The organism is Parabacteroides sp. B2-S-102, from assembly GCF_023656665.1.
GTDB lineage: Bacteria > Bacteroidota > Bacteroidia > Bacteroidales > Tannerellaceae > Parabacteroides > Parabacteroides distasonis.
Genome location: NZ_JAMOKM010000001.1, coordinates 342,973 through 369,281 on the forward strand (window position 1 = coordinate 342,973; position 26,309 = coordinate 369,281).

The 26,309-nt window shown below is 47.5% G+C and carries 18 protein-coding genes; 14 read left to right on the top strand and 4 right to left on the bottom strand.

Annotation, left to right across the window (positions count from 1 at the left end):
* Positions 1-10 precede the first annotated feature (10 nt).
* Entirely contained in the window at positions 11-1,093 is a 1,083-nt protein-coding gene (locus NBH07_RS01480; protein ID WP_011966400.1) for a dipeptidase, read from the top strand.
* A 116-nt stretch (positions 1,094-1,209) separates the two neighbouring features.
* On the opposite strand, the gene NBH07_RS01485 is transcribed toward NBH07_RS01480, so the two are convergent.
* Positions 1,210-2,754, bottom strand: a complete 1,545-nt coding sequence (locus NBH07_RS01485; protein WP_009017898.1) for a sensor histidine kinase — start codon at positions 2,752-2,754, stop codon at positions 1,210-1,212.
* Positions 2,755-2,951: 197 nt separating this feature from the next.
* Between NBH07_RS01485 and NBH07_RS01490 the strand changes: the two genes are divergently transcribed.
* Positions 2,952-4,823: a glycoside hydrolase family 127 protein gene (locus tag NBH07_RS01490; protein WP_011966399.1), complete on the top strand. Its 1,872-nt coding sequence runs from the start codon at positions 2,952-2,954 to the stop codon at positions 4,821-4,823.
* A gap of 15 nt (positions 4,824-4,838) precedes the next feature.
* On the opposite strand, the gene NBH07_RS01495 is transcribed toward NBH07_RS01490, so the two are convergent.
* On the bottom strand, positions 4,839-5,726 hold the full coding sequence (locus NBH07_RS01495) for an AraC family transcriptional regulator (protein ID WP_005856470.1): 888 nt from the start codon (positions 5,724-5,726) through the stop codon (positions 4,839-4,841).
* 94 nt (positions 5,727-5,820) lie between these two features.
* Between NBH07_RS01495 and NBH07_RS01500 the strand changes: the two genes are divergently transcribed.
* From NBH07_RS01500 to NBH07_RS01540, 9 genes are all read left to right on the top strand, one after another.
* Complete coding sequence (locus NBH07_RS01500) at positions 5,821-7,242, top strand: rhamnulokinase (protein WP_009017900.1); 1,422 nt, start codon at positions 5,821-5,823, stop codon at positions 7,240-7,242.
* A gap of 38 nt (positions 7,243-7,280) precedes the next feature.
* Positions 7,281-8,540 carry an L-rhamnose isomerase gene (locus NBH07_RS01505; protein WP_009017901.1) on the top strand — a complete coding sequence of 420 codons (1,260 nt, stop codon included), beginning with the start codon at positions 7,281-7,283 and terminating at the stop codon, positions 8,538-8,540.
* Entirely contained in the window at positions 8,540-9,565 is a 1,026-nt protein-coding gene (gene rhaT, locus NBH07_RS01510) for an L-rhamnose/proton symporter RhaT (protein ID WP_085931158.1), read from the top strand. Before NBH07_RS01505 ends, rhaT begins: the two co-directional genes overlap by 1 nt.
* 11 nt (positions 9,566-9,576) lie before the next feature.
* Entirely contained in the window at positions 9,577-10,377 is an 801-nt protein-coding gene (gene rhaD / locus NBH07_RS01515) for a rhamnulose-1-phosphate aldolase (RefSeq protein WP_009017902.1), read from the top strand.
* 3 nt (positions 10,378-10,380) lie between these two features.
* Positions 10,381-12,132, top strand: coding sequence for an alpha-L-rhamnosidase-related protein (locus NBH07_RS01520; RefSeq protein WP_009017903.1), 1,752 nt, complete (start codon positions 10,381-10,383; stop codon positions 12,130-12,132).
* 35 nt (positions 12,133-12,167) lie between these two features.
* Positions 12,168-14,750 (top strand): family 78 glycoside hydrolase catalytic domain, encoded by a 2,583-nt coding sequence (locus tag NBH07_RS01525; RefSeq protein ID WP_039848690.1) that lies wholly within the window; start codon positions 12,168-12,170, stop codon positions 14,748-14,750.
* Between the two features lie 144 nt (positions 14,751-14,894).
* Complete coding sequence (locus tag NBH07_RS01530) at positions 14,895-17,111, top strand: alpha-L-rhamnosidase-related protein (RefSeq protein ID WP_009017905.1); 2,217 nt, start codon at positions 14,895-14,897, stop codon at positions 17,109-17,111.
* Positions 17,112-17,221: 110 nt separating this feature from the next.
* A complete protein-coding gene (locus tag NBH07_RS01535) occupies positions 17,222-17,386 on the top strand; it encodes a hypothetical protein (protein WP_005856488.1) in 165 nt (54 codons plus the stop codon).
* Positions 17,380-17,883 (top strand): DUF6169 family protein, encoded by a 504-nt coding sequence (locus NBH07_RS01540; RefSeq protein WP_009017906.1) that lies wholly within the window; start codon positions 17,380-17,382, stop codon positions 17,881-17,883. Before NBH07_RS01535 ends, NBH07_RS01540 begins: the two co-directional genes overlap by 7 nt.
* Positions 17,884-17,924: 41 nt before the next feature.
* Here the strand turns inward: NBH07_RS01540 and NBH07_RS01545 are convergent, their stop codons facing one another.
* Complete coding sequence (locus NBH07_RS01545; RefSeq protein WP_009017907.1) at positions 17,925-18,566, bottom strand: HU family DNA-binding protein; 642 nt, start codon at positions 18,564-18,566, stop codon at positions 17,925-17,927.
* Positions 18,567-18,977: 411 nt separating this feature from the next.
* Between NBH07_RS01545 and NBH07_RS01550 the strand changes: the two genes are divergently transcribed.
* Positions 18,978-20,258, top strand: coding sequence for an ATP-binding protein (locus NBH07_RS01550; RefSeq protein ID WP_009017908.1), 1,281 nt, complete (start codon positions 18,978-18,980; stop codon positions 20,256-20,258).
* Between the two features lie 72 nt (positions 20,259-20,330).
* On the opposite strand, the gene NBH07_RS01555 is transcribed toward NBH07_RS01550, so the two are convergent.
* On the bottom strand, positions 20,331-20,744 hold the full coding sequence (locus NBH07_RS01555; RefSeq protein ID WP_009017909.1) for a hypothetical protein: 414 nt from the start codon (positions 20,742-20,744) through the stop codon (positions 20,331-20,333).
* 276 nt (positions 20,745-21,020) lie between these two features.
* Between NBH07_RS01555 and NBH07_RS01560 the strand changes: the two genes are divergently transcribed.
* Entirely contained in the window at positions 21,021-22,049 is a 1,029-nt protein-coding gene (locus tag NBH07_RS01560) for a DUF1848 domain-containing protein (protein WP_229045720.1), read from the top strand.
* Between the two features lie 3 nt (positions 22,050-22,052).
* Positions 22,053-26,306 (top strand): DEAD/DEAH box helicase, encoded by a 4,254-nt coding sequence (locus NBH07_RS01565; protein WP_009017911.1) that lies wholly within the window; start codon positions 22,053-22,055, stop codon positions 26,304-26,306.
* Positions 26,307-26,309: the final 3 nt, after the last annotated feature.

Consider the following 26,309-nt stretch of genomic DNA (forward strand, 5'->3'; position numbering starts at 1 on the left):
AATTAATAAAATGAATAAGCCATTTATTATCGACGCTCATCTCGACCTTAGCATGAACGCTTTGGAGTGGAACCGGGATTTGCGTCAACCCCTAAAGGAAATAAACCGGAGAGAAATCGGTATGACCGATAAGCCCGACCGTGGAAACGCCACTATATCGTTTGAGGAACTGCGTAAAGGAAACGTCGGGTTGGTAGTCGCCACCCAGATCGGTCGCTATGTAGGGCCGGATAATCCACTTCCCGGTTGGCATTCCCCGGAACAAGCTTGGGCGCAGACCCAAGGCCAACTTGCTTGGTATAAGGCGATGGAAGAGGAGGGCCAGATGGTCATGATCCGGGATAAGAAGGCCTTGGATACGCATCTGGCTCTTTGGAAAGACGGTGAACCCGCCGACAAGAAGCCGATCGGTTATGTATTAAGTATCGAGGGAGCCGACTCGTTCATCACGGTGAATCATGTGGAAAGGGCGTATGCTTATGGCTTGAGGGCGGTTGGCCCGGCACATTACGGCCCCGGAAGATATGCCAACGGTACGGATTCTACCGGTCATCTGAATGCCATGGGGAAAGAGTTGTTGCGTACCATGGATCGCTTGGGTATGATTCTTGACGTGACCCATTTATGTGATGAGGCTTTCTGGGATGCATTGGATTTGTATAAGGGACCGATTTGGGCGAGCCATAACAACTGTCGGGCCTTCGTAGATCACAACCGCCAGTTTAGCGACGAGATGATCAAGGCGTTGATAGAGCGTGGCGCCGTGATCGGTATCGCCCTAGACGCTTGGATGATGGTACCGAACTGGGTGCGAGGCGAGTCTACTCCAAGAGGCATGAACTGTGGTATGGAGATTATGGCGAACAATATCGATCATGTCTGCCAATTGGCCGGAAACGCGAACCATGTGGCTATCGGCAGTGATCTGGATGGTGCTTTCGGTACGGAGCAATGCCCGTATGACCTAGTAACGATCGCCGATCTCCAAAAGATATTCCCGATCCTTCAATACCGTGGCTTTACGGACGATGCTATCAACCGTATCGCCTCTGGTAACTGGATTGAGTTCTTACGGAAGCATTTGCCGGAATAAGCTACCGCAACCCGGGTTGCAGTGATACCGCGATGTGGATGCAGTGTTACTGCAACCCGGATTGTAGCGTCACTGCATCCGCATCGCGGTAAAAAGACAAACAAAGTGAGTCTATTTTATATCTGCAATACCAAGACGAACCGGCATCCCTTCTTATATTCCTTATCGATAGATAGGGTTCCGTTTAATTTACTAGCCATCAGTGCGCAGATGGGTAATCCCAAACCATCGCCTTGTGCTAGATCCTTCGCCTCATTGAATGGCTTGAATAAGTTCTCTTTTAGATCATCTGGTATGCCTGTACCATTATCGGTAATGATAAATTGGCAAACATGAGCGCCTTTCCGTTTAAATTCCAGACGAATGTTACCGCTGGAAGTATATAATGCGGCATTCTTTAACAAATGCAATAAGACTTGTTCCAGATGCTCGGCGTTCGTCTTAATCTCCAATTGGGGCACGTCTGTTACGAGGTTGACCTCCGGCTGAATATCCCCTTTAACCTTCTCCACGATTTTCTTACTGAAGTTTCCTACATTAAAAGAACTAACCTCATACGGTTCCATCAACGTATTCTCCAAGGAGGAAAGCTCTTGGATATGAACCGTAAACTGTTTCAAAGCCTCTACCCGTGTCCATACATCCTCGGCCTGCTTCGGAGCTACCGCCTGTAATTCCTTGGCGGATGCGCTAAGCTTGTTCAAGGTAGGCTCCATCTGAACCGATATGTTTTGGATGAATTGGGCTTGTTGTTCGCTATGCTCGTTTGTCGTCTGGATGATTTTCTTTAATTTCTTGTTCAGCACGATGAAGCGCAGCAAAAGGAATCCTAAGAAAAGTAAGGCGGCTATAAGGATTACCACGAATGTAATAAGTCCAACAATCATATATTGCTTAACAGACAATTTATCGTCTTTCTCCTGTATTGTCTGTAGGCTCTGATCGTATTTTTGTTGTAATGCCCCTAGCTTATCCTCTGCCGTAAGAGCCTTTACGGAATCCGTCCATACGATGTATTTGTCGTAGGTACGTTCCATCAGTGGGGCGTTGTTTGCCTTACGAGCGATAGAGATCAGGTTCCGGTAGCAATCGTTCACCTTGTCGTATTCTTTTTTCTCCTTATACTGGTTGATCAGTTTCTGGAAAGCAGCGTCCCCCTGCTCGTTTTGCCCGAACGTATAATAATAACCCGCTTGGGTATATAATAAATTGTTCGATAACTTCTCATCACCCGCTTGGCTGGCCAGATTATCTAATGTATTGAGTTGAACTTGCGCTTGGGCGGCGTTCTTTAGCTTAATATACATTTCCAACCGCTCTTTCGTTACTTGGAAGCGTTGCTCATAGAGCGATTTTTGCAACTTCAGTTCCTCGGTTAAGATGAATTGGTTCATCTGGCGGCAAAGATCGAATGCCTCTTGGTAATAATTCTCGCAATAATATAGATAAGCCGCCTGCGTACCGGCATCGATTGCCTGTTTGTAATCACCTTGTTGGGATAAGCTCTTGTAAGCTTGTAAAAAAAGATAACGAGCTTTGGTGTAGTCTTTTTTTTCCAGGCTGCTTTGTGCCTGTTTCATAAATTGATTCGTCGTATTTTGCGCCTGCATGACCGGACAGAAACAAAGCATAAAAGATAGTAAAAGATAAATGACCCTCATAACTTAAATTTTTTTTGAAGTAAAAATATGTATTTACTGGGATTCATACAAAATATATCAGGGGAAAAATAATAGATATTTTATTTTAAGATACGATTTGTGTGTCAATATTCATATTTATTTTGTCAATTCTGAAAGTTCTGAACAAGTGGAATGTGCTATCTTTATCACATTTATTAACTTTAAGAATTGTGTTTATGAGTATATCCGTATTAACAAAAGGCATGTCGTGTCTATTCTTTTGTTTTTGTGTTTGTTGTATGAATGCGCAAGTAAGAAACACTGATCCTGTACGTCACTTGAGGATATCCGGTTATTTGGGGCAACGGATCGACGCTTGTATCGAGTATCGAGTGAAAGCTCAAGATGTGGATCATTTGGTGGAACCTTTCCGGCATAAGGAAGAGACCTTGCGCTGGCAATCGGAATTTTGGGGAAAATGGATACAAGGGGCGATCGCCTCATACCGTTATGATAAAGATCCTGAGTTGTACAAGATTATTAAGAATGGAGCGGAGTCGTTGATGGAAACCCAATTACCGAATGGGTATATCGGTAATTATTCCGAGGAAGCGCAGTTGAACCAGTGGGATATATGGGGGCGGAAATACACGGCTTTAGGTTTGATCGCTTATTATGACTTATCCGGGGATCGAAAAGCTTTGGATGCCGCCTGCCGGGTGATCGACCATTTGATGACGCAGGTGGGACCCGGAAAAGTGAATATCGTGACGACCGGTAATTATATAGGAATGCCAAGCTCTTCGGTACTTGAGCCGGTGATGTATCTGTATAATCGTACCCGGCAAGATAAATATCTGGATTTTGCCAAGTACATCGTAAAGCAATGGGAGACTCCGGAAGGCCCTCGATTGATTAGTAAGGCGATTGCGGATATTCCTGTCGCCGGACGTTTTCCACATCCAAAGGTTTGGTTCTCTCCGGAGAATGGACAAAAAGCATATGAGATGATGTCTTGTTATGAGGGCTTGTTGGAACTTTACAAGGTCACTAAGAATCCATTATATTTATCTGTGGTGGAGAAAACGATGAATCATATTATCAATGAGGAAATCAATGTGGCTGGTTCCGGTAGTGCGTTCGAGTGCTGGTATGGGGGCAAGGCGTTACAAACTTATCCTACTTATCATACGATGGAGACTTGTGTGACGTTCACGTGGATGCAGATTTGTGACAGGATGCTCGGACTAACCGGAAATTCCTTATATGCGGACCAGATCGAGAAGGCTATGTATAACGCTTTACTAGCCTCGCTGAAAGCGGATGCCTCTCAAATAGCGAAATACAGTCCGTTGGAGGGCTGGCGGCATGAAGGAGAGGAGCAATGCGGTATGCATATCAATTGTTGCAATGCGAATGGACCTCGTGCTTTCGCGATGATTCCGCAATTCGCTTATCAGATAAACGGCAGACGTATCGATGTCAACCTATATGCGGCTTCGAGCGTGGAGGTAGAGTTGGATAAAAAGACGAGGGTGTCGATGACACAGGAGACGAACTACCCGATAGACGGGCAAGTCCGGATTGTGGTGGAACCGGAGAAGACGAGTGATTTTACGATCGCCTTGCGTATCCCGGCGTGGAGTGAGCGAACTGTGGTGTCTGTCAATGGTGAGCCTTTAACGGATCTGTTGGCTGGAGCATACCTACCGATTCATAGGACTTGGGAGAAAGGGGATGAAATTACGGTGGAGTTGGATATGCGGGCTCGCTTGGTGGAGCTGAACGAGGCTCAAGCGATCGTAAGAGGCCCTTTGGTGCTGGCTAGAGATAGCCGCTTTAAGGATGGAGATGTGGATGAGGCTTCCGTGATCGTCAGCAAGGATGGTTATGTGGAATTAACTCCGGTACAAGCCCCCGATTTCGCTTGGATGGCTTTTACCGTTCCTATGGTTTTAGGAACGGATTTGGAAGGAAACGGCAAGGCTCGCCCGATTCATCTGTGCGATTTCGCATCAGCTGGTAATACGTGGAATCAGGCAGAACGTTATAGAGTGTGGCTACCAAAAACATGGAATGTCATGCGTACGCCTTATAAACCTTATTGAGCGGTTCACTCCAGCTCAATGCGTCCGATCCCTGAATTCCGAGGGTGTAACCCCTTCTTTCTTCTTAAAGAATGTGGAGAACTGGCCGGCATTCTCGAAATGCAGGCTATAGGCGATCTCGGAGATCGTCAAAGGGGTGCTAGTCAGAAGCTCTTTCGCACGAAGGAGCTTCTGTTGTAATTGATATTGGGCGGGGGAGACGCCGGTGTATTCTTTAAACATCCGGCGAAACCATGAATAACCTAAACCAAGACGGGCAGCGATCTCTTCCGGACTTAATGGGTCCTCGATGTTCTCCTTCATTAATATACGTGCCTCGTTGATTTTATCTACGACATAGGTGTTCGTGAAGGAGTTGTTCTTTTCCTTATAATATACGGAGCCTAATATATGAAGCACGATACTGGAGATCATCTGTTGGTAACCGGATTTCTCCTCCGAGGCGAACTTCAGTATATCCTCATAAAGTCCGACGATCGTAGCGCTCAGCCCGATCCGGTGTAGCGGCTCTTCCTTGGTAAAGAATTTCTTCTCCACACGTTTATCGATATGAATGCCCCGGAAACCTACCCAATACTCATCCCATCCCGTTTCCCGGTCCGGATAATAACTATGCCATTCCCCGGGGAAAAGGAGGATCATCGTCCCTGCGTTTATCTTTTGCGATTTACAAGACTGGGAGGAAAAGTACCCGCTACCTTTCGTTATATATACCAATTGATACTCATTCAGGATGCGCCCGGTCTGAGGCTTGAAATTATACTTCTCCGGATGCCGGGAAAGTGGATAGGCGCAACCCGGCGGGATGAATTGATATCCGACCGTCGTGACGACGATTCCCCATTCCTCATCCGTAGCGCTGATCGTCAAGTAACGTAGTAAATCATTCCGCAGTTCGTTCATGTCAGATTTGAAAGGTTTAAAATCATTTTCGTAAGCAAATATAGCAATAATGCTTCTACTTTTGCTTTCGTCAAACAAATAACTTTGTTAAGCCATGAAGGAATATAATTTTCTAGCCTTTGATATAGGGGCTACCAGTGGACGGGCCGTGCTCGGGACCTTAAAGGATGCCAAATTTGAAATGAAAGAGATCCATCGGTTCCCGAATCCGATGGTGGAATTACACGGACGGTTTTATTGGGATATCTATCATCTTTATACTTCTCTTATAGAAAGCTTGACGATATGCGCCCGGCAAAGAATCCGGTTGCACTCGATCGGAATAGATACATGGGGGGTGGATTTTGGGTATGTGGCTTTGGATGGCTCTTTATTGGGCTTACCTCGTGCTTACCGAGATCCTTATACGGACGGCGCTCCCGAGGACTTTTTCAAACGGATTCCCAAGGAAGAGGTCTATAAGCGGACAGGTATTCAAGTGATGCCGTTTAATAGCTTGTTCCAGCTTTTCAGGGCGGGGCAAGACTCGTTTATACCGCAGGAAGTGGCGGAAAAGATATTATTCATACCGGACCTTTTGGCTTATATGTTGACGGAGCGTATGGTATGTGAATATACGATCGCTTCCACGTCTCAATTATTGAACCCGGAAACCCATAAATTCGATTACAAGCTCTTGGAGGCCGTAGGTGTATCTCCTACTTTGATGTGTCCGGTGGTGATGCCGGGGACGTTGATCGGGCGGTTGAGCGAGTCGATCGCCCGTAAGACAGGAATCGGGGAAATCCCGGTAATCGCCGTGGCTGGTCACGATACGGCGTCGGCGGTAGCCGCTGTTCCTGCTTCTTCTCCTAATTTCGCTTACTTGAGTAGTGGTACTTGGAGCTTGATGGGTATCGAGGTGGAGAAGCCGATCATCAACGAGGTATCTTTCAAGAATAATTTCACGAATGAGGGGGGTATCGAGGGTACGACTCGCTTTTTGAAGAATATTACAGGTATGTGGATCTTGGAACGTTGCCGGGAGCAATGGAAGCGGTCCGGATTGGATTATTCGTACGATGATATGGTTCGGATGGCGGAGTTGAGCGAATTTACTTCTTTGATCAATCCGGATGATCCTCGTTTCGCCAATCCTGAGAGTATGCTACGTGAGATCACGGCCTATTGTGAGGAAACCGGACAGGCTGTTCCCGCTTCGGACGCCGATTATGTACATTGTATATTTTATAGCTTGGCGAATCGTTATAAAGAGGTGCTGGAAATACTCAAATCGATGTCGCCACATCCGATTGAACGATTGCATGTGATAGGTGGTGGCTCTCGGAACGATCTGCTGAATCAGTTGACAGCCAACGCTATCGGTATTCCCGTATTGGCAGGCCCGTCTGAGGCGACTGCCATTGGAAATTGCTTGATACAGGCTAAGTCGGCAGGATTACTGACGGATTGTTGGGAGATGCGAAGACTGATAGCCACCGCATTCCCTCCCAAGGAATTTTATCCGGAAAGGTGATACACTTTCAAATCATATAAATTTAAAAACATCATACCATGACAAAAGACAGTTTAATTCAACAGGCATTTGAAGTAGCGGCAGAACGTTATGCGGTCGTAGGTGTAGACGTTCGTAAAGCATTAGAGGATATGAAGAAAATATCCCTATCCCTGCATTGCTGGCAGGCCGATGACGTAAGCGGTTTCGAGAACCAAGGCGGCTCCTTGACCGGTGGTATACAAGTGACCGGCAATTATCCGGGACGTGCCCGTACTATCGACGAGTTGCGCCGGGATGTATTGAAAGCGAAATCCTATATTCCCGGTAATCATCGGCTTAGTCTGCATGAGATCTACGGGGATTTCCAAGGGGAGAAAGTAGACCGTGACGAGGTAGAACCCCATCATTTCGAGAGTTGGATACAATGGGCGAAAGAGAATGATTTCAAGCTAGACTTCAACAGTACCTCTTTCTCGCACCCTAAAAGCGGAGATTTGACCTTGGCGAACCCCAGCGATGATATCCGTAACTTCTGGATCGAGCATACGAAGCGTTGTCGCTGGATCAGCGATGAGATGGGCAAAGCCCAGAACGATCCTTGCATGATGAACCTTTGGATACATGACGGGAGCAAGGAAGTACCGGCCAGCCGCTTACGTTATCGCCGTATCTTGGAGGAATCGCTGGATGAGATATTCGCTACCGAATATAAATGGATGAAAGATTGTATCGAGGCGAAACTCTTCGGTATCGGCTTGGAGAGTTATACGGTAGGTTCCTATGATTTTTATTTGGGCTACGGAGCGAAAAAGAATAAGATCGTTACTTTGGACACCGGCCATTTCCATCTGACGGAAAGTATCGCCGACAAGGTTTCCTCGTTATTGCTGTTTACGCCCGAGATCATGTTGCACGTAAGTCGTCCGATCCGTTGGGATAGCGATCATGTCGTGATCTTGAATGACGATGTGCAGGATTTAGCTCGTGAGATCGTGCGTTGCGACGCCTTGGACCGGGTACATATCGGTTTGGATTATTTCGACGCTACCATCAATCGTATCGGTGCTTATGTCATTGGTAGCCGTGCTACGCAAAAAGCCTTTATGCTCGCTTTGCTGGAGCCGATCGCCTTGCTTCGCCAGTACGAGGATGAGGGTAAGTATTTCCAGCGTCTTGCCTTGCAGGAGGAAGCGAAGAGTCTGCCTTGGGGGGCGGTTTGGGATATGTATTGTCTACAAAGTGGGGTCCCCGTAGGAGAGTCTTATATCGCTGAGATCGAGAAATATGAGTCCGACGTTACCTCAAGACGGCAATGATAGAGATCGGGATCGGGTTGTTGATCATCGCGATCGGCAGTTTCGGGCAGAGTAGCTCGTACGTGCCGATCAATAAGATCCGGGATTGGAGTTGGGAAAGCTTTTGGTTGGTGCAAGGTATCTTCGCTTGGTTGGTTTTCCCTTATCTCGGAGCGATGTTGGCGGTACCGGAAGGGAGTACCTTACTGGAGCTATGGTGTTCGCCGGGTAGCTTGGGAGCGGTTATCTATGGCATGCTCTGGGGTGTCGGCGGGTTGACTTTCGGGTTGAGTATGCGTTATCTGGGCGTAGCTTTGGGACAGAGCATCGCCTTGGGTACATGCGCCGGTTTCGGTACGCTCTTCCCGGCTTTGTTCGGTGGAACGAACCTGTTTGAGGGAACCGGATTGATCCTGTTGACCGGTGTTTGCATTACCTTGGCAGGTATCGCCGTGATCGGTTACGCCGGAAGCCTGCGGGCCCGGAATATGAGTGAGGAGGAGAAGAAAGCGGCGGTGAAGGATTTTGCCTTGACTAAGGGCTTGGCGGTAGCCTTGCTTGCCGGTGTGATGAGCGCCTGCTTCAATTTGGGTTTGGAATCGGGAAACGAGGTGCTGGCGAAAGCGAGAGAGGCGGGAGCTAGCGATCTGTTCGCCTTGAATCCCGTGATACTGTTGGTTACTTTGGGCGGCTTTTGTACGAACGCTGTGTATTGTATTTTCCAGAACGTGAAAAACGGGACGGGCAAGGATTATTTCTCGGTATCGGGAGGTACATTGCTGAATAATGTCTTATTTTGCGCTTTGGCAGGCGTGCTTTGGTACTCGCAGTTCTTCGGACTGGGGATGGGAAAGAGCTATTTCTCGGATTCCCCGGTTATGCTGGCTTTCTCGTGGAGTATCCTGATGTCGTTGAATGTTATTTTCAGTAATGTCTGGGGCATCTTATTAAAAGAATGGAAGGGCGTGGATCGCCGGACGATCGTGGTATTGATTACCGGCATGTGTATCTTGATCCTTTCCTTATTATATCCGAATATAGTTTAATTAAAATAGACATGATAATACTAAGAAACAATGAACGCCTGATGGCGGAAATAGATCGTATCGCCGAGGTCGCCGGCTATTTGTGGACCAAGGGTTGGGCTGAGCGAAACGGCGGGAATATATCGGTGAACCTGACTACTTTATTGAGCGAGGAGGAGAAGGCGTTGCCGGCTTTGGTTTCCTCGATTCCCTTGCAAGAGGCGATGACGGCCTTATGCGGGCACGTCTTTTATGTGACGGGTACCGGAAAACGGATGCGTTACGTGGCGAAAGATCCTTTCGCCAACGGCTCTTTGATCCGTATCGCCGCCGATGGGAAATCGTATGATATCCTAGCGGAGCAACCGATCCCACCGACTTCCGAGTTGCCTTCCCATTTGTTGATGCACAATTTCTTGCGTGCGAAGGGACGGGATAACCGGGTGGTATTGCATACGCATCCGACGGATATTATCGGCATGACGCATTGTAAGCCGTTCTTGGATTCGGAGAAGATTACCCGCACGTTATGGAGTATGATCCCGGAATGTCGGATTATCGTGCCGAAAGGGGTCGGTATCGTTCCTTACGAGATACCGGGCACTTTGGCGTTGGCGCACGCTACGATCCGTCAGTTGGAGGAGCACGACGTGGTGTTCTGGGAGAAGCACGGTATCCTTGCCGTCGGTGAGGACCTGATCGAGTGCTTCGATGCGATCGATACGTTGAGTAAATCCGCCCAGATCTATTTCAGTGCCCGCATGACCGGTTACGAGCCGGAAGGTATGACGGAGCAGCAATTGGATGACTTGGTTCCGGCTTTTGGACTCTAGCGTATGCGAAAGAAATTAATCATTCTATTCATAGGGATCGGTTCGTTCACGTTGTTCGCCCAGCAGCGAGACCATCGGACACGGGAGTATATCGCTCCGGTCCGTATTGTCTGGCAGCAAGATAGTTCGCGAATTACGGGAGCGAACCATTTGCTTGTTCCGGGCAATGGACAGTCGGATTTGGCGAATAATCGGTTGTGTGTGTTGAAAAGTACGCCAACCGAACATCCCGCTTTGCTGCTTGATTTCGGGAAGGAGTTGCAAGGCGGCCTTCAGCTGGTGACCGGTATGCCGCCGTCTCACGATCCGGTTTCCGTACGGGTTCGTTTCGGCGAATCCGTTAGTGAGGCTATGTGCGAGATAGATGGCGCGAACGGGGCGAGCAACGATCATGCGATGCGGGATTTCGTGGTATCGCTCCCTTGGCTGGGCGTGCAGGAGATCGGTAATTCCGGTTTCCGTTTCGTGCGTATTGATGTATTGGGTGATTCTACGGAGTTGCAATTAAAAGAGGTCCGTGCGATCTCCACGTTTCGGGATATTCCTTATTTGGGCTCTTTCCGTTGTAATGACGAGCGGTTGAACCGGATCTGGAAGACGGGTGCATACACGGTCCACTTGAATATGCAGGAATATCTATGGGACGGCGTAAAACGGGATCGTCTGGTCTGGGTGGGGGATTTACATCCGGAGGTAATGACGGTCAGTACCGTCTTCGGTTATAATGAGGTGGTTCCTAAGAGCTTGGATTTGATTCGGGATATTACGCCGCTGCCTAGTTGGATGAACGGTATCAGTTCGTACTCGATCTGGTGGTTGTTGATTCAGCGGGATTGGTATTATTACCAAGGGAATCTTGCGTATCTACAAGAGCAACGCTCTTATATGACTGCTTTGCTGCGTCACTTGATCTCGAAGGTTGACCCAAGCGGACAAGAGAGACTGGATGGGAACCGTTTCTTGGATTGGCCTTCCAGTGAGAATACACCCGCTATCGATGCCGGCCTTCAATCGCTGATGATACAAGCCATGCGTGCGGGAGAGGAGTTATGTACCGTTTTAGGCGAGGATGCGTTGGCCTCGGAATGCCGTATGGTAGCTTCCAAGGCTATTGAGTTTTCCCTTCGGAAGAAATCCCGGTTCCCTTCGGAGAAAGATCGGATTACGCCCGGGGACAAACAGGCCGCCGCTTTGATGGCTCTGGCGGGTATCATGGATGCTAAGGAGGCGAACGAGCGTTGCTTGGCAGTGGACGGGGCGAAAGGCTTCTCTACGTTTTACGGGTATTATATGCTACGGGCAATGGCGTTGGCTGGTAATTACCAAGGTGCGTTAGATGTGATCCGTACGTATTGGGGAGCTATGCTGGATGTAGGTGCTACTACGTTTTGGGAGGATTTCAATATGGAATGGCTTCCGGATGCAGGGCGTATTGATGAGCTGGTCCCCGCTGGAAAGAAAGATATTCATGGAGATTATGGAGCGTATTGCTATCAAGGTTTCCGCCATAGCTTGTGCCATGGATGGGCTTCGGGCCCCACATCGTGGTTAAGCGAGTACGTATTGGGCGTACAAGTGGTGGAACCGGGTTGCCGTACGGTACGTATCATCCCACATCTGGGAGATCTCGAATGGGTGGAAGGTACGTTTCCCACGCCTTATGGGGTGATTGAGATCCGGCATGAGAAAGGTGCGGACGGTAAGGTGATAAGCTATATCAACGCTCCTGAAGAAATCCGTGTTTGTATGGATTAAAACCAAATATGAATAATAAAATAAACGATGCTACTATGCGAATAAAACAGTCTATTTATATCTACGCTTTCGCCGCCCTCTTATTAGGCGGTTGCAAAAGCAATAATGAATTAACGATACCTACGAATCTCCGTACGGAATACCTTACGGAGCCTATCGGCTTGGATACTTCGTCTCCTCGCTTTACATGGGAATACTCCGGAAATGAGGAGGGCTTTAAGGCTTCCCGCTATGAGGTACGGATCGGTACGAGTCCGGACGACTTGCGGCCCTATGCGGAGGGAATGGCCCTGAAACCTCATACCCGTTATTACTGGAATGTTACGGTATGGGATGGTGAAGGGCGTCCGTGCGTTACCTCGGAGACGGCTTCTTTCGAGACCGCTAAGTTCGATCCCTCGGATTGGTCCGCCTCTTGGATTACCGATCATAAGGATAAGGAGTTCGAGCCTGCCCCTCTGTTCCGCAAGTCTTTCCCGGTAGGCAAGGAAGTGAAGGATGCCCGTGTGTACGTAGCATCCGCCGGGTATCATGAGCTATTCATCAATGGCGAGCGGGTCGGAACAAATTATCTGGACCCGGGGTATACGCATTTCGATAAACGTATCTTGTACGTGACGCATGATGTTACCTCTTTGCTGAAGCAAGGCGACAACGCCGTGGCCGCTGTTCTGGGAAACGGCTGGTACAATGAGCAGTCCGTGGCGGTCTGGAATTTCCATGAGGCACGCTGGCGGGATCGTCCCCGCCTGCTATGTGAGTTACGTATTACCTATACGGATGGTACGACGGAGGTGATTGGCTCGGACGAGACTTGGAAGACTTCCACCGGGGCCTATACCTATAATAATATATACAGCGGCGATAAATTCGATGCCCGGCTGGAAGAGGCCGGATGGAAAACCGCTCATTTCGACGATAGTAAATGGGAAGCGGCACTTCCGGCGCAGGCTCCGGCACCTCTGTTGGTAGCCCAGCAAATGCCGGGAATCCGTATCACGGAAGAGGTGAGACCCGTGTCTATGAAACGTTTCTCCGATCAATTATACGTATATTCTTTCCCGAAGAACATGTCCGGCCTTTGCCGCTTAAAGGTGAAAGGCGAGGCGGGAACCCGTATCACGTTAAAACATGGTGAGTTGTTGAAGAAAGATGGTCGCTTGGAGCAAGGCAATATCAATGTATATTATCATCCGGTCAAGCCGGACGAGGTATTCCAGATGGATGTCTTTACCTTGAAAGGTACGGGAGAGGAGGAGATCTTCATGCCTTCCTTCTCTTATCACGGTTTCCAATACGTGGAGGTGGAGAGTAGCCGTCCCGTTACTTTAACGGAAGAGAACTTGACCGGCTTGTTTATGCATACCGATGTCCGTCCGTCCGGTTCCTTCGCTTGTTCGAATCCTCTATTGAATAAGATATGGGAGGCTACGATGCAGGCTTACCGTAGTAACCTGCACAGTATCCCGACCGATTGTCCGCAACGGGAGAAGAATGGCTGGACAGCCGATGCACATATTGCGATCGACCTCGGTTTGCTGGGCTTCGATGGTATCACGCTTTATGAGAAATGGATGGATGACATTATCGACAACCAGCGTGAGGCGGGTGAGATCTCCGGTATCATCCCTTCCAGCGGTTGGGGATATGGCGAGTGGCCGGGTCCGGTTTGGGACGCTGTCATGTTTATCATCCCGAACGCCTTGTATGATTATTATGGAGAGTCTCGCAGTATAGAACGCTTATATCCTACGATGCTGCGATATCTGGATTATTTGAAGACGAAAGAGAAAGACGGTTACTTGCCTTTTGGCTTGGGTGACTGGGTGTATTGGAAAGCTACGACGAATAATGAATATACCTCTACCGCCTACTATTATCTGGATTATAAGTTGATGGCTCGCTTCGCCTCTTTACTGGGCAAGGATGCCGCTCCTTATCAAGAGAAAGCGAATACGCTCAAATCCTTGATCAACCAGAAGTTCTTCAACCCCGAGACCGGTGTGTATGCCGAAGGGACCCAAACGGCGCAAGCCTTGGCCTTGTATCTGGGACTTGTACCGGAAGGAAAGGAACAACTCGTGGCGGATAAGCTGCGTGAGGTGGTAGCAGGAAATAACTATTTCTTGGACTTCGGTCTTTTAGGCAGTAAGACCGTTCCGGCCATGCTTACGAAATATGGCTATATCGAGGATGCCATGAAGATGATCACGAAGACCGAGGCACCTTCTTGGGGATATTGGGTAGAGACGATGGGTTACTCCACATTGCCGGAGACGTGGACACTTAGTCCGAAGTTTGCCGACGCTTCCTTGAACCATGTCTTTATGGGAGATGTCTCCGCTTGGATGATGAACCAGCTGGCCGGTATCAATCATGACGACTCGGATCCGGGCTTCCGTCATATCCGTATCACTCCTCATTTCGTGAAAGAACTGGATTGGGCGAAAGGTGAGTACCATTCCGTACGCGGCCGTATCGCCAGCGAATGGAAACGGGAAGGGGATAAGGTTATGCTTACCGTGACGATTCCGGCTGATTGCTCCGCCGATATCGTGGTAGGCGATCAGACCGAGACCGTATCCGCCGGTACGCATACATTTACATATCCCGCTTAATATACTTAGTTGTAGAGACGGGGCGTGCCCCGTCTCCCACCGGCTGATAGTATCTTTAAGTTACCTTTTTGGGGGATGAGACGGGGCACGCCCCGTCTCTACAACCAGATAATTATAAACTGTTGAACTTTAAAGATTAAATTTATGAATAAGCTACTCATTGCCTTCTTTTTGTTCCTCTTGCCTTTCGGCTGGATAAAGGCGACAGCTTCATCTCATCCCGAATCCTTCCCTTGGAAAGCCCAATGGATCAATACCGAGCGTTGCCAAAGCGCTACGAATACTTGGTTGATCTACCGTAAATCATTCGCTGTGACGGATGTCCCGAATCAACTCATCGCCCGTATCGCCGCCGATTCCAAGTATTGGCTTTGGATCAACGACCAACTGGTTGTCTTCGAGGGTGGCTTGAAAAGAGGACCTTCTCCTTCCGGGACTTATTACGATCCGGTAGATATCGCCCCTTACCTGACAAAAGGTTCGAACACCATCGCTATCTTACTCTGGCATTTCGGGAAAGACGGTTTCAGTCATATCAACAGCGGGAAAGCGGCTTTGTTATTCGAGGCGATCGCTCCGGGACTGGAGATCGTCTCCGATGCGAGCTGGCAGTGCGCCTTGTATGAGGCCTATCAAAATACCGACGCCCCTTTCCCGAATTACCGTATGCCGGAGAGTAATATCCGCTTCGATGCCCGTCAAGCGATAACAAACTGGAACCGTACGAGTTTCGAAGGTTCCCTTCCGGGGGCGGTCTGCGTCGGTAAGGCGGGGAAAGCTCCTTTCGGGGAGCTGGTGGAACGTCCGATACCCCAGTGGAAAAACAGCGGCCTGTTATCCTATGTATCCGTCCGGGAATCCTTGAAAGGCGATACCTTGTTCTGTCGTTTGCCCTATAATGCCCAGATCACTCCGTATCTGAAAGTAGAGGCGGAGGCCGGGAAGACTATCCACATCCGGATGGATAATTACGAGGGAGGAAGCGAGCGCAACGTACGTGCCGAATATATCACCCGTGAGGGTGAGCAGGAATACGAAAGCTATGGCTGGATGAACGGCCATGAGGTCTATTACATCATCCCCGAGGGCGTGAAGGTGCTGGATGTGAAATACCGTGAGACCGGTTACAACACGGACCTCGCGGGCTCTTTCCATTGTGACGACCCGTTCTACGACGAGCTTTGGCAACGTTCTGCCCGCACCTTATACATAACGATGCGTGATAATTATATGGACTGTCCGGACCGTGAACGTGCCCAATGGTGGGGTGACGAGGTGAATGAGCTAGGCGAGGCTTTCTACGCCCTTTCTCCGTCCGGGCAGAAACTAGCCGTAAAAGGCATCCATGAATTAATGAATTGGCAGCGGGAGGACGGAACGCTCTACGCTCCGGTTCCGGCGGGTAATTGGGATAAGGAGCTTCCTTTACAGATGTTGGCGTCTATCGGTTGGTACGGTTTTTATACGCAATATTATTATAGTGCCGACAGTAGTTTCGTCCCGGTGATATACGACCGGATGCGCCGTTACCTGCACGAGGTCTGGCAAGTCGATAAGAGTGGCTTGGTGATCGAGCGTCAAGGCGCTTGGAGCTGGGGCGACTGGGGCGAGCATGTCGATATGGGCGTATTGACCAACTGCTGGTATTATCTGGCCTTGAAAGCGGAGCGAGCCTTCGCCCTGCAACTCGGCAAGGATAAGGATGCCGATGAGATCTCCCAGATGATGCGTAGCATAGAACGTTGTTTCGACACGAAGTTCTGGACAGGTTCCGCCTATCGCTCCCCCGGCTATAAAGGGGAGACGGACGATCGCTCCCAAGCCATGGCGGTTGTTTCCGGGCTGGCCTCGAAAGATAAGTATCCGGCGCTGACGAAGGTGCTTAAAAAGGAGTATCACGCCAGCCCTTATATGGAGAAGTATGTCCTAGAGGCCCTTTTCCAGATGGGCGAGCCGACGTTTGCCTTGGAACGGATGAAGCAACGTTACACCCGTATGCTGGATTATGCCGAATATACGACCTTGTTCGAGGGATGGGGCATCGGAGCCGAGGGCTTCGGTGGCGGCACGATCAATCACGCTTGGAGCGGTGGCCCGCTTACCTTATTGAGCCAGAAGGTCTGTGGTATCGAGCCAACCTCTCCCGGCTTCCGTACCTTTAAGATTGCGCCTCAACTGGGTTCCTTATCGGAAGCCTCTGCCAGTCTAGAGACTCATTATGGAACCATCCAAGTAAGTATCAAGAAGAAAGGCAAGCGAATGAAGTTCGATCTCCAAATCCCGGAAGGCACCTCCGCCGAACTGATAAAGCCAAATGGTACCCGCAAGCATCTCGGCCCGGGGCACCATCAAGTGGATTAGTGATCTGTGTGTTTGTTATATTTCTCAAAAACAGAAGCAAAGAATAAATATTTTGGTAAAGAACGGAATTTATCCTACATTTGTAATATATAAGTATTATATCGAAGGATATGGAAAAAGAGAAAAATAGCAAGATTACCAGAGAAGAGGCTTTGCGTCGGTTGGAGACCGCACGGAAGCTGAAGCGAGAGTATGTAGCTAAACTGGAAAAAGAGATGAAAGAAGAGTTTAAGAAACGTACAGGGCAAGAAGCTACTTATTTTGAAGTATGGTAAGCCTTAACCTTGAACGTATAAATTCTAATTCTCCTTATGCGGTAACAGCTCTTAGGGATTCTATGTGTTTCCGGTTTGTTACGGACTTTGGTGTGATTTATTATGTCAGTTTTCTTGAGGACGAATTGATGCTTAGTGATGAATCCTATCAATTTATTATTGCTAATACGAATAATAGAAAGTCTCCTCGTGATTCTAAGTTGAGGCGGGCGATAATGGCGATAGTCTATGAGTTTTTCGAATGTTCTAATACAACTCTGTTGTATATTTGTGAGACAGGAGATAGCAAGCAGAGTATGCGCAATCGCCTTTTTGAGTTTTGGTTTCATTCCTCGCCGCGTAAATCTGATTTCGCTTTCATGTCTGCGGACATCCGAGATGCAGATGGGATACAGAATTATGCGGCGATTATTATTCGACTCGATAATCCCAATTTGAAGTCTATAGTCGTGGAGTTTACTGAAACAATACAAATGCTTAGTCAAAAGCCGGAGTAAAATGTATGTGTTTTCTCCGGCCCGGGGCACCATTGGGTGGATTAGTGATCGCCCTCTGTTTTCCTGCGGACATACACCCGGTGGCTTCCATAACCCGATATGGTGATCCCACTCGCCGGATCGCTGCTGAGGCGTAGTAGCTCCCGGTTCGCGCTACTGCGTTTTAGTCCGGTGATAGCCATGTAGTCTTGTATGCGCAGGAATGGGTGTTCATCAAGGTAATCCAATGCCCGCGTCCGGCGCTCCTCTTCGGTGAAGGGCGATTTCCATACACGGCTGATACCTCCCCGTCTTAAGTCGCAACGCAGGTTAGTTTCCCGTACCAGTTCCTTGTCGGCCCGGTAGTTGATGCCATTCACCTCGATGCTCCGTGCGTTACGCTTCGGTTCGTCACCATCCAGCGAGTCGATCTCCTTGTCCTTCACCACGCCTAGGCGGGGCGTGAACGTACCGATGCCATCCAACGTGACCGACTGCCCTTCCGCCATGCAATAGGCCAGATGTTCCGCTACTGTCGTCATCACTTGCATAACGTTACCCTTGCTCAAGCCCGATCCGGGGTAGGTGATCCGTTCCACGAAATCCTCCATGTCCATGTTCCGTTGTATCTTCATCCGATAATACACAGGCTTTTCCCCCGTCCTGTTCAGGTCGCACATCTCTTGTTTGATATATTCTGCCATAACTGCTACTAGGTATAATTGTTCGTATTTTCCAGTAAAAAACATTCTTCTTACTATATACAAATATACTTATTACTTGATCTATTTCCAAATTATTGCCGTGAAATGTATAGACCACGTCGTGATTTGTATATTCCACGTCTTGATCTGTGCGGACCACGTCGTGGTTTGTGGAATTATACAGTATGCGAACAAGAATCCATAAGCTATCGAGCAAGAATTCATATAGGAGTAGAGCGTTTTTTGCTTAGGGGAGTAGAGGGTAGACAGGAAGGTAAAAGAACGTATGCCGCGTAAAAATGTACGTCCGTATACCTTATATCCGCGTATTTATGTATATTTGTATGGCGAATTGGTGCTGAAAAATGTGATGATTAGCTATATTTATCTGCGTAAAAATGTTGTATTCATATGGAAAGAACTGTTTTAAAGGAACTTATTGAATGGAAAGAAAGAGCGGACAGAAAACCTCTTATCCTTAATGGTGCCAGACAAGTGGGCAAGACTTGGTTACTCCATGAGTTTGCCAGGCTTGAATATAAGAAAGAGGCTTATGTCGTATGTCGTAAGAACAATCTTGCCCGGCAGCTTTTTACGCAGGACTTTGATGTGGAAAGAATTTTGCGTGGTCTCCGTGCCATGACTTCGGTGGATATTACTCCGGATGATACGCTCGTCATTTTGGATGAGGTACAAGATATTCCGGAGGTATTGGAGGCGTTGAAGTATTTTAAGGAGGAAGCTCCAGACTACCATATCGCAGTGGCGGGTTCGCTTTTGGGAATTTCTTTGCATGAGAATATATCATATCCGGTAGGCAAGGTTAATGTCATCAACCTGTATCCTATGAGTTTCGAGGAATTTCTTATGGCGAAAGGAGAGAAAGAGGCATGTAAATTACTTATGAGCCGTGACTATGTGATGATGAGTTTGCTGCATGAGAAGTATGTGGATCTTCTCCGCCAGTATTATTATGTGGGAGGCATGCCGGAGGCTGTTTCCAAATACGTGGAGACCGGAGCTTTACGGGAGGTAAGGCGTATCCAGCAGGAGATTCTCCAAGGTTACGATCTTGATTTCTCGAAACATGCGCCCAAAGAGCAAGTACCGCGTATCCGGATGGTTTGGAACAGTGTGCCGTCTCAATTATTCAAGGAGAATAAGAAGTTTATCTATGGCGCTTTACGTAAAGGCGCGAGGGCCAACGACTTTGAGCTTTCCATACAATGGCTTGTCAATGCGGGTTTGTTGTATAAGGTACCTCGATGCGCAAAACCCGAGTTGCCGCTCGCTGTTTACGAGGACTTATCGGCTTTCAAGCTTTATATGGTAGACCTTGGCTTGATGGGAGCGATGGTCCAGACCGATCCTGCGCAAGTCTTGATAAAGAATGATATATTCAAGGAGTATAAGGGGGGACTAACTGAGCAATACGTTTTGCAACAGATGAAAAGCAAAGGCGTGTCTCCCATTTATTATCATACGGCGGACAATTCGCGCCTAGAGCTTGATTTCATCATCCAGCGGGGAGCGGAAATGATCCCGATAGAAGTGAAGGCCGAAGGAAATGTCCGGGCTAATTCCTTGATGAACTTATTGGACAAGGTACCAAGCCTGCATGCGGAGCGATATTCCATGCTGCCTTACAAGGAGCAAGGCAACCTGACGAATATTCCTCTTTATGCGGTATGAGATAGCAAAGGGCTGATCCCGGTTTTCGTCATCGTCTACGCCCAAGGCGATGACGATACGGGAAAGCATTATCTACTTGCCTTTCTGTCGCTTGGTGACTGTGAATTTAGAGTATTTCTCATACTTGGAGCCTTTGGAGAATATATCCGGCATATGTCTCGCCGCAAACCGTAACTTCTCCTCATCCGTATGGAAATCCTTTCCTTCGCAATATTTCTCTATGTCCTTGGCGGCCTCAAGAAAAGCGTCCTTTTGGGATTCGGTCACGATCGGTAGCTCCGTTGAGTCCGCCTCTATTGCGTTTCTCGGATCTGCCGGTGCGATCATAAAGATCTTTTCGTTACATTCCCCCATCTTGATGTGAAACTGCACGTATTGCTCATCGGTAAGCTCAAGGAAATCTTCTTCTTTAAGGATAAATCCATATTGGAATGTTAACTGCATGGCCTGCCCGCCCCAACCGAATAGTAAATCAAAAATATCCATAGCGTAAATTTTTATAAAGTTATTAATGTCCTAGCATGAAACCTAGGCTAAGGTTTGGGGCAAAGGTAATGGATATTTATTTGGTCGGGCCTATTTAATAGATATAATAGGAGGGATGATGGAAATTTGCTATATTTGCGCTATTCCCTTCATACAGACACCTATTAATGATGTAGTGTGGTTGTGTTGTGATATGAAAAGATATTAAACAGATGACAGATGGCAAGCTTGAAAGATAAGGATACGGGTAAGATTGAGATACTCTTGGAGGATGGAATGAGCAAGGCGATGGCGCAAGCTCCGATTGTGGTATCTGCTAGCAGAAGTACGGATATTCCTGCCTTTTACAGCGATTGGTTTTTTCATCGCATGAAGGTGGGATATTCCGCTTGGACAAATCCATTTAATGGGGTGAGAAGTTATGTGAGCTACGCGAGGACTCGCTTTATTGTGTTTTGGTCGAAGAATCCTCGTCCCCTGTTGGCTCATTTGGATGAACTTGAAGAGCGAGGTATAGGTTGTTATATCCAATATTCTTTAAATGATTATGAGAAAGAAGGGCTGGAGCGAGGAGTGCCGCCGATCGCTAAGCGTATCAAGACGTTCAAGTTATTGGTGGAGCGACTAGGCTTTGGAGGTGTCGTGTGGCGATTTGACCCGCTTATGCTGACGGATGATATTGATATAGATAAACTTTTGACTAAGATAGAGTACATTGGGGATCAATTGAAAGGGTATACTGAAAAGCTGGTGTTTAGTTTTGCGGATATAGCCTTGTATCGAAAGGTGAAATCGAACCTGTTGGCCAATGGTGTTCCTTATCATGAATGGACAGAAGAGCAGATGGTGGAGTTTTGTGAGCGTCTCGTCGCTTTGAATAAATTGAAAGGCTGGAATTATACATTGGCCACTTGCGGCGAGAAAGGGAGATATAAGGGGGTGGAACCTAATCATTGTGTGGACGATGCATTAATGATCCGAAGGGCTTGTGATGATAAGGAGTTGATGGAGTTCTTGAAGGCGGAGATAAGACCGATACCTGTCCCGGATTTGTTTGGTACAGTTGTTCCGTTGCCCTCTGATGCGATAGTGCTTGATAATGGTCATTATGCCATAAGAGGCGATAACTGCGATAAAGGGCAGCGTGAGTTTTGTGGCTGCATGAAAAGCAAGGACATAGGTCAGTATAATACCTGTGTCCATCTTTGTGAGTATTGCTATGCTAACAGTAGCAAACAATCTGCTGCTAGAAATTATAAATGCCACAAGGAAAATCCTTGGGGTGAAACTATCACTGGAATTTGAGATATGGAACTTTTCTTTGATAACCTTAAAAGACAAGAGGCCGTTACGTTAAGCTCCGTCCGAAAAGCAGCCTTAGCATCGCTTCCGGTAGATTGTGGGAATGCCCCTTGGCGATATACGGAGCGTGGAAAAGTGGTATATGAGACGGAGGAGCAACTCGATTGCTATCTGGCTTCTTATACGAGATGGCACGAGGGAAAGCTCCGAAAGGCTTTTGATATGATACCTCTTGGAGCATTTGCGGGAGAGATTTCCGTCATCGATTGGGGCTGCGGGCAAGGCTTGGGTACGATTTGCCTTCTTGAATACCTCCTTGATAAACGTATCTCATGCAGGATTCATGAGATTGTCCTTGTTGAGCCATCCATGGTTGCGATCAGAAGAGCGAGAGAGTTATTGCGATTGATCGACAGTCATCTGCCTGTTCGGTGCATAAACAAGCGACTGGATGAGGTAAGTGCTGCCGATATCCTCATGAGCAAAAGATTGCCCGTATTTCAAATCTTCTCAAATATCCTTGATGTAGAAGGTATAGACTTGAAGCATTTAGCTGATGTGTTTTATGCGAACAGTACGTTTGATAACTATCTGATTTGCGTCTGCCCTTATTATCAGACGGGTATCAGAAGGACGCAGGCATTCTTGAACTATTTGGCGCATCCGCTATCGTTTGAGGAGACGATTGAGCAATCCGATAAGCAGGTCGTGGGCTATACCTATTATATAAACACATTGAGATTGTGTGGAGATAACCCAGAACAGATCATTCGATACCAGTTCTATCCGGCCGTGCAATTCCGATGTGGCGCACGCTTGGATTGTGTCGAGGAGGTCTTTCGCAAGCTGGAAGACAGGTCGGATGACATAAATACTTATTTTGATGTCTATGCGCTTTTTGACCTTGGCGCAAGTATACGGGATGACTTGCATCCGTTGGTCGCCGTGGTGAATAATATACTATGTAGAGGGCTCCCTACCAAGTCTTCTCCTTTTGTGGAGCGTGTATTGGGTAAGGCTTTAGGTTGTTCAACAGAGAGGTCTGAGTATGGTGCGTTGAGATTTCCGGGTAGGCTTTCGGCGGATACGCTCTCGGTACTGCAAAAGATTTACGAGACAGGATGCCTTTCTTCTAATATTGAGGCCAACCAACTATATTTTACACCGATAGCGGTAATACGGATTCAAAAGACCTTGATTGAGGCTTTGAACTCGGGTTATTTGTCTTTCGAAAAGGAGGATTGGCATATTTTGGTGGAGGAAAAAGATGTTCCTTGTGCCGCTATCGCGCTTGAGGACTTTAGGCAACTTTTCGATACGTTGTCCGGTTTGTCAAAGGAATATAAGAACATCCGGTTGCCTCGGATTCATTTAGAGGTTATAAGCAACAAGTGTTATTGGAAATCTCCATTACATCTTGGTATTGCCTCATCCTTAATGGCAACGGAGAAGCAACGAGAGAAGGTATATGATTTGGTCATTCATTATAGCTCGGAAGAGAGAATAGGTGAAGAGTTTGATTTTAACTGTTTTAAGGCGGTGAATAATTGTTCTTTCGCTATATATAAGGCATCTTGTCCATATGCGGACCGGGTGGTCTATACGACAGATAGGATTGCGTATGATCCACTCGTGGTCAAGAATATTCAAGGTATTTACACGGAGATTCAAGAGACCGTGTCTAAGCTGACTTACTTCCTCAATTTGATTTTCCGTAAAAAGGCATTTCGAGACGGTCAGTTGCCTATACTTAGCCGGGCAATGACGAACAAATCGGTTATCGGCCTGTTGCCTACCGGCGGGGGAAAGTCGTTGACTTATCAGCTGGCTGCCATGTTGCAGCCCGGTATTACGATCGTGATCGATCCGTTGACCTCTTTGATGAAGGACCAATATGATGGGTTGGTGAATTGCGGCATTGATTGTTGTACGTTCATTAATGCGTTAGTTCAAGACAAGGCGGCTAGGGAACAGCAAATGGAACGCTCTCGTTTCTTGTTCGTATTCATGTCTCCCGAACGGCTCTGTATAAAGAGTTTTAGGGAACGACTCCGGAATATGGAGGAATTGCATGTCTATTTCGCTTATGGGGTTATTGATGAGGTGCATTGTGTATCGGAGTGGGGGCATGACTTTCGGTTCTCCTATTTGCATTTGGGGCGTAACCTGTATCAGTATGTGCTGCCAAAACAAACAGAAGGAGAAGAGAATCATATCACGTTGTTTGGATTGACCGCTACGGCCTCGTTCGATGTGCTGGCAGATGTCGAGCGGGAACTATCTGGGAACGAGGCATTTCCTTTAGAAGCCGATGCGATCGTTCGATATGAGAATACCAATCGCTTGGAGTTGCAATATCAGGTGATACCTATAGATGGCTCCAAAACAAGTTCTAAATGGGATGTTTATCGGACGAAGAACGAGTGTCTTGCTCAAAATCTGAAACTTGCGTATGAGCGGTTGCGTGAACTGGAGAAGCCAGAGAATGTGGCGTATATAAAGAAACGTTTTATCGAGCGCGAGAGTATCATGGATGAGGCCTTGCTCAAGCAGATTCGGGATGTGGATTTGTCTACGGGTATAGATGCGGATTGGCTCAACAAACCGGATGAGGCGGGGGCGATCGTTTTCTGTCCGCATCGTCAGGGTAGTTTGGGGGTTTATGACACGGTTATTAATAGGGGAGCTTCTTCCGCTTTGGCTGCTGCGTATGGCGGAGAGTTTGTCAGCTCATTTGTTGGCGGGGATGTGCTTTCGGGTCAAGATCGTTTTATCAAAGGCGAAACATCGGTCATGGTCGCTACCAAAGCCTTCGGGATGGGAATCGATAAGCCGAATGTGCGTTTTACGGTAAATATCAACCATTCCGGTTCCTTGGAGGCTTTTGTGCAGGAGGCCGGTCGTGCGGGACGGGATCGGAAGATGGCAGTCGCGACCATTCTGTATTGCCCGAAAGAATTTATGGAGCAAGACCCGCAGACAAAGATGATGGTGAGTGTGCCGGTGGATTTGGGTGTACATAAGTTTTTCTTTTTAAATAACTTTATTGGAGGTGACTTTGAGAAGTTGGTGATGCATTATCTTATGACTCACAATAGCATGACCCTAACAGGTGATGAGGTTGTCAATAATGGTCATGTTAATGAGAAATCGGCTTCCGGGTTTATGGCAGAACTCTTGAATGCCAAGATCGGAGATTCACTGGTATCTTATATATCGTATTCTGTTCTTGATAATCAGGAGGATATACAATGGATAAATGCTATTTTATTGAAATGCGGATTTCCGACCTTTAAGCTAGGAATGACTCCTGCCGCTAAGAAAGGTTGGAATCAACCAACGGTTGATTATGCGGAGGCCTTGGAGAAGGCGATATACCGCATGTGTTGTGTAGGAGTCATCGACGACTATACCCGGGATTATCAGAACGAGCAATTCCGGGTGGTCACGGTGCGTAAGACGGACGAGGACTATTTTCTACATCTTAAGGCCTTCTTATTGAGATATTACGCAGCGGATCGGGCGGATTTGGAAATGCGACGTGCGAGAGATTTCAAGGGAGATAACGCCATGCAGAAATGTTTGGGCTATCTTACCCAATTTGTTTATGACAAGATCGCTACGAAGCGGATGCGGGCTATCCAAGACATGGAGAACTTCTGCTATGATGCCATTCATAGACCCAATGAGAATTGGCTGGAAGTGAATGAACATATGAAGGATTATATTTACTTTTATTTCAACTCGAAGTACGCACGGGAGGGCTATCAGACAGAGAACGGCCAACTTTATTCGTTGACCGATGATTCGGAGCATGGCAAGAATTCCTCTTATGAGATTCTCTTTAAGTATTTAGATGTGGTATCGGATGAGGTTGTCGGAGCCTCCGGTTCACCCATGGATAATATCAAGCATTTACAAGGAGCGGTACGATTGATACGGAGAGCGTTGACAGATAGTAATCCCGCCTTGGATTTGTTAAGTGCGTATTGTCTGTTTTACTTGGGGGTAGGAGATAACATGAACTTGCGGTTAGAGCTTGAATTGAGTTATAAGGAGGGCTATCTGGAATTTAAGAGAAGGACATCAAGTTATAAGGTGTTTTATGAACAAATGGCTCGATACAAACAGGAATTACAAAAAAATAATGCGATAGACGAACGGGAGTCTCGGCAGTTGGATAAATGGGGCTTGGAAGCTGAGGTCGCTTTCCATGTGTCGTGGGTAGATCAATTAGCGCAAATATTAACGAAAGAATAAAAT

Excerpts from the sequence above, each read along its gene's own strand:
- NBH07_RS01480 (WP_011966400.1), top strand. The coding sequence starts at position 11 with ATGAATAAGCCATTTATTATCGACGCTCATCTCGACCTTAGCATGAAC.
- NBH07_RS01505 (WP_009017901.1), top strand. The coding sequence starts at position 7,281 with ATGACAAAAGACAGTTTAATTCAACAGGCATTTGAAGTAGCGGCAGAA.
- NBH07_RS01495 (WP_005856470.1), bottom strand. The coding sequence starts at position 5,726 with ATGAACGAACTGCGGAATGATTTACTACGTTACTTGACGATCAGCGCT.
- NBH07_RS01530 (WP_009017905.1), top strand. The coding sequence starts at position 14,895 with ATGAATAAGCTACTCATTGCCTTCTTTTTGTTCCTCTTGCCTTTCGGC.
- NBH07_RS01565 (WP_009017911.1), top strand. The coding sequence starts at position 22,053 with ATGGAACTTTTCTTTGATAACCTTAAAAGACAAGAGGCCGTTACGTTA.
- rhaD (WP_009017902.1), top strand. The coding sequence starts at position 9,577 with ATGATAATACTAAGAAACAATGAACGCCTGATGGCGGAAATAGATCGT.
- NBH07_RS01550 (WP_009017908.1), top strand. The coding sequence starts at position 18,978 with ATGGAAAGAACTGTTTTAAAGGAACTTATTGAATGGAAAGAAAGAGCG.
- NBH07_RS01560 (WP_229045720.1), top strand. The coding sequence starts at position 21,021 with ATGAGCAAGGCGATGGCGCAAGCTCCGATTGTGGTATCTGCTAGCAGA.
- NBH07_RS01555 (WP_009017909.1), bottom strand. The coding sequence starts at position 20,744 with ATGGATATTTTTGATTTACTATTCGGTTGGGGCGGGCAGGCCATGCAG.
- NBH07_RS01525 (WP_039848690.1), top strand. The coding sequence starts at position 12,168 with ATGCGAATAAAACAGTCTATTTATATCTACGCTTTCGCCGCCCTCTTA.
- NBH07_RS01500 (WP_009017900.1), top strand. The coding sequence starts at position 5,821 with ATGAAGGAATATAATTTTCTAGCCTTTGATATAGGGGCTACCAGTGGA.
- NBH07_RS01545 (WP_009017907.1), bottom strand. The coding sequence starts at position 18,566 with ATGGCAGAATATATCAAACAAGAGATGTGCGACCTGAACAGGACGGGG.
- NBH07_RS01520 (WP_009017903.1), top strand. The coding sequence starts at position 10,381 with ATGCGAAAGAAATTAATCATTCTATTCATAGGGATCGGTTCGTTCACG.
- NBH07_RS01490 (WP_011966399.1), top strand. The coding sequence starts at position 2,952 with ATGAGTATATCCGTATTAACAAAAGGCATGTCGTGTCTATTCTTTTGT.
- NBH07_RS01540 (WP_009017906.1), top strand. The coding sequence starts at position 17,380 with ATGGTAAGCCTTAACCTTGAACGTATAAATTCTAATTCTCCTTATGCG.
- NBH07_RS01535 (WP_005856488.1), top strand. The coding sequence starts at position 17,222 with ATGGAAAAAGAGAAAAATAGCAAGATTACCAGAGAAGAGGCTTTGCGT.
- NBH07_RS01485 (WP_009017898.1), bottom strand. The coding sequence starts at position 2,754 with ATGAGGGTCATTTATCTTTTACTATCTTTTATGCTTTGTTTCTGTCCG.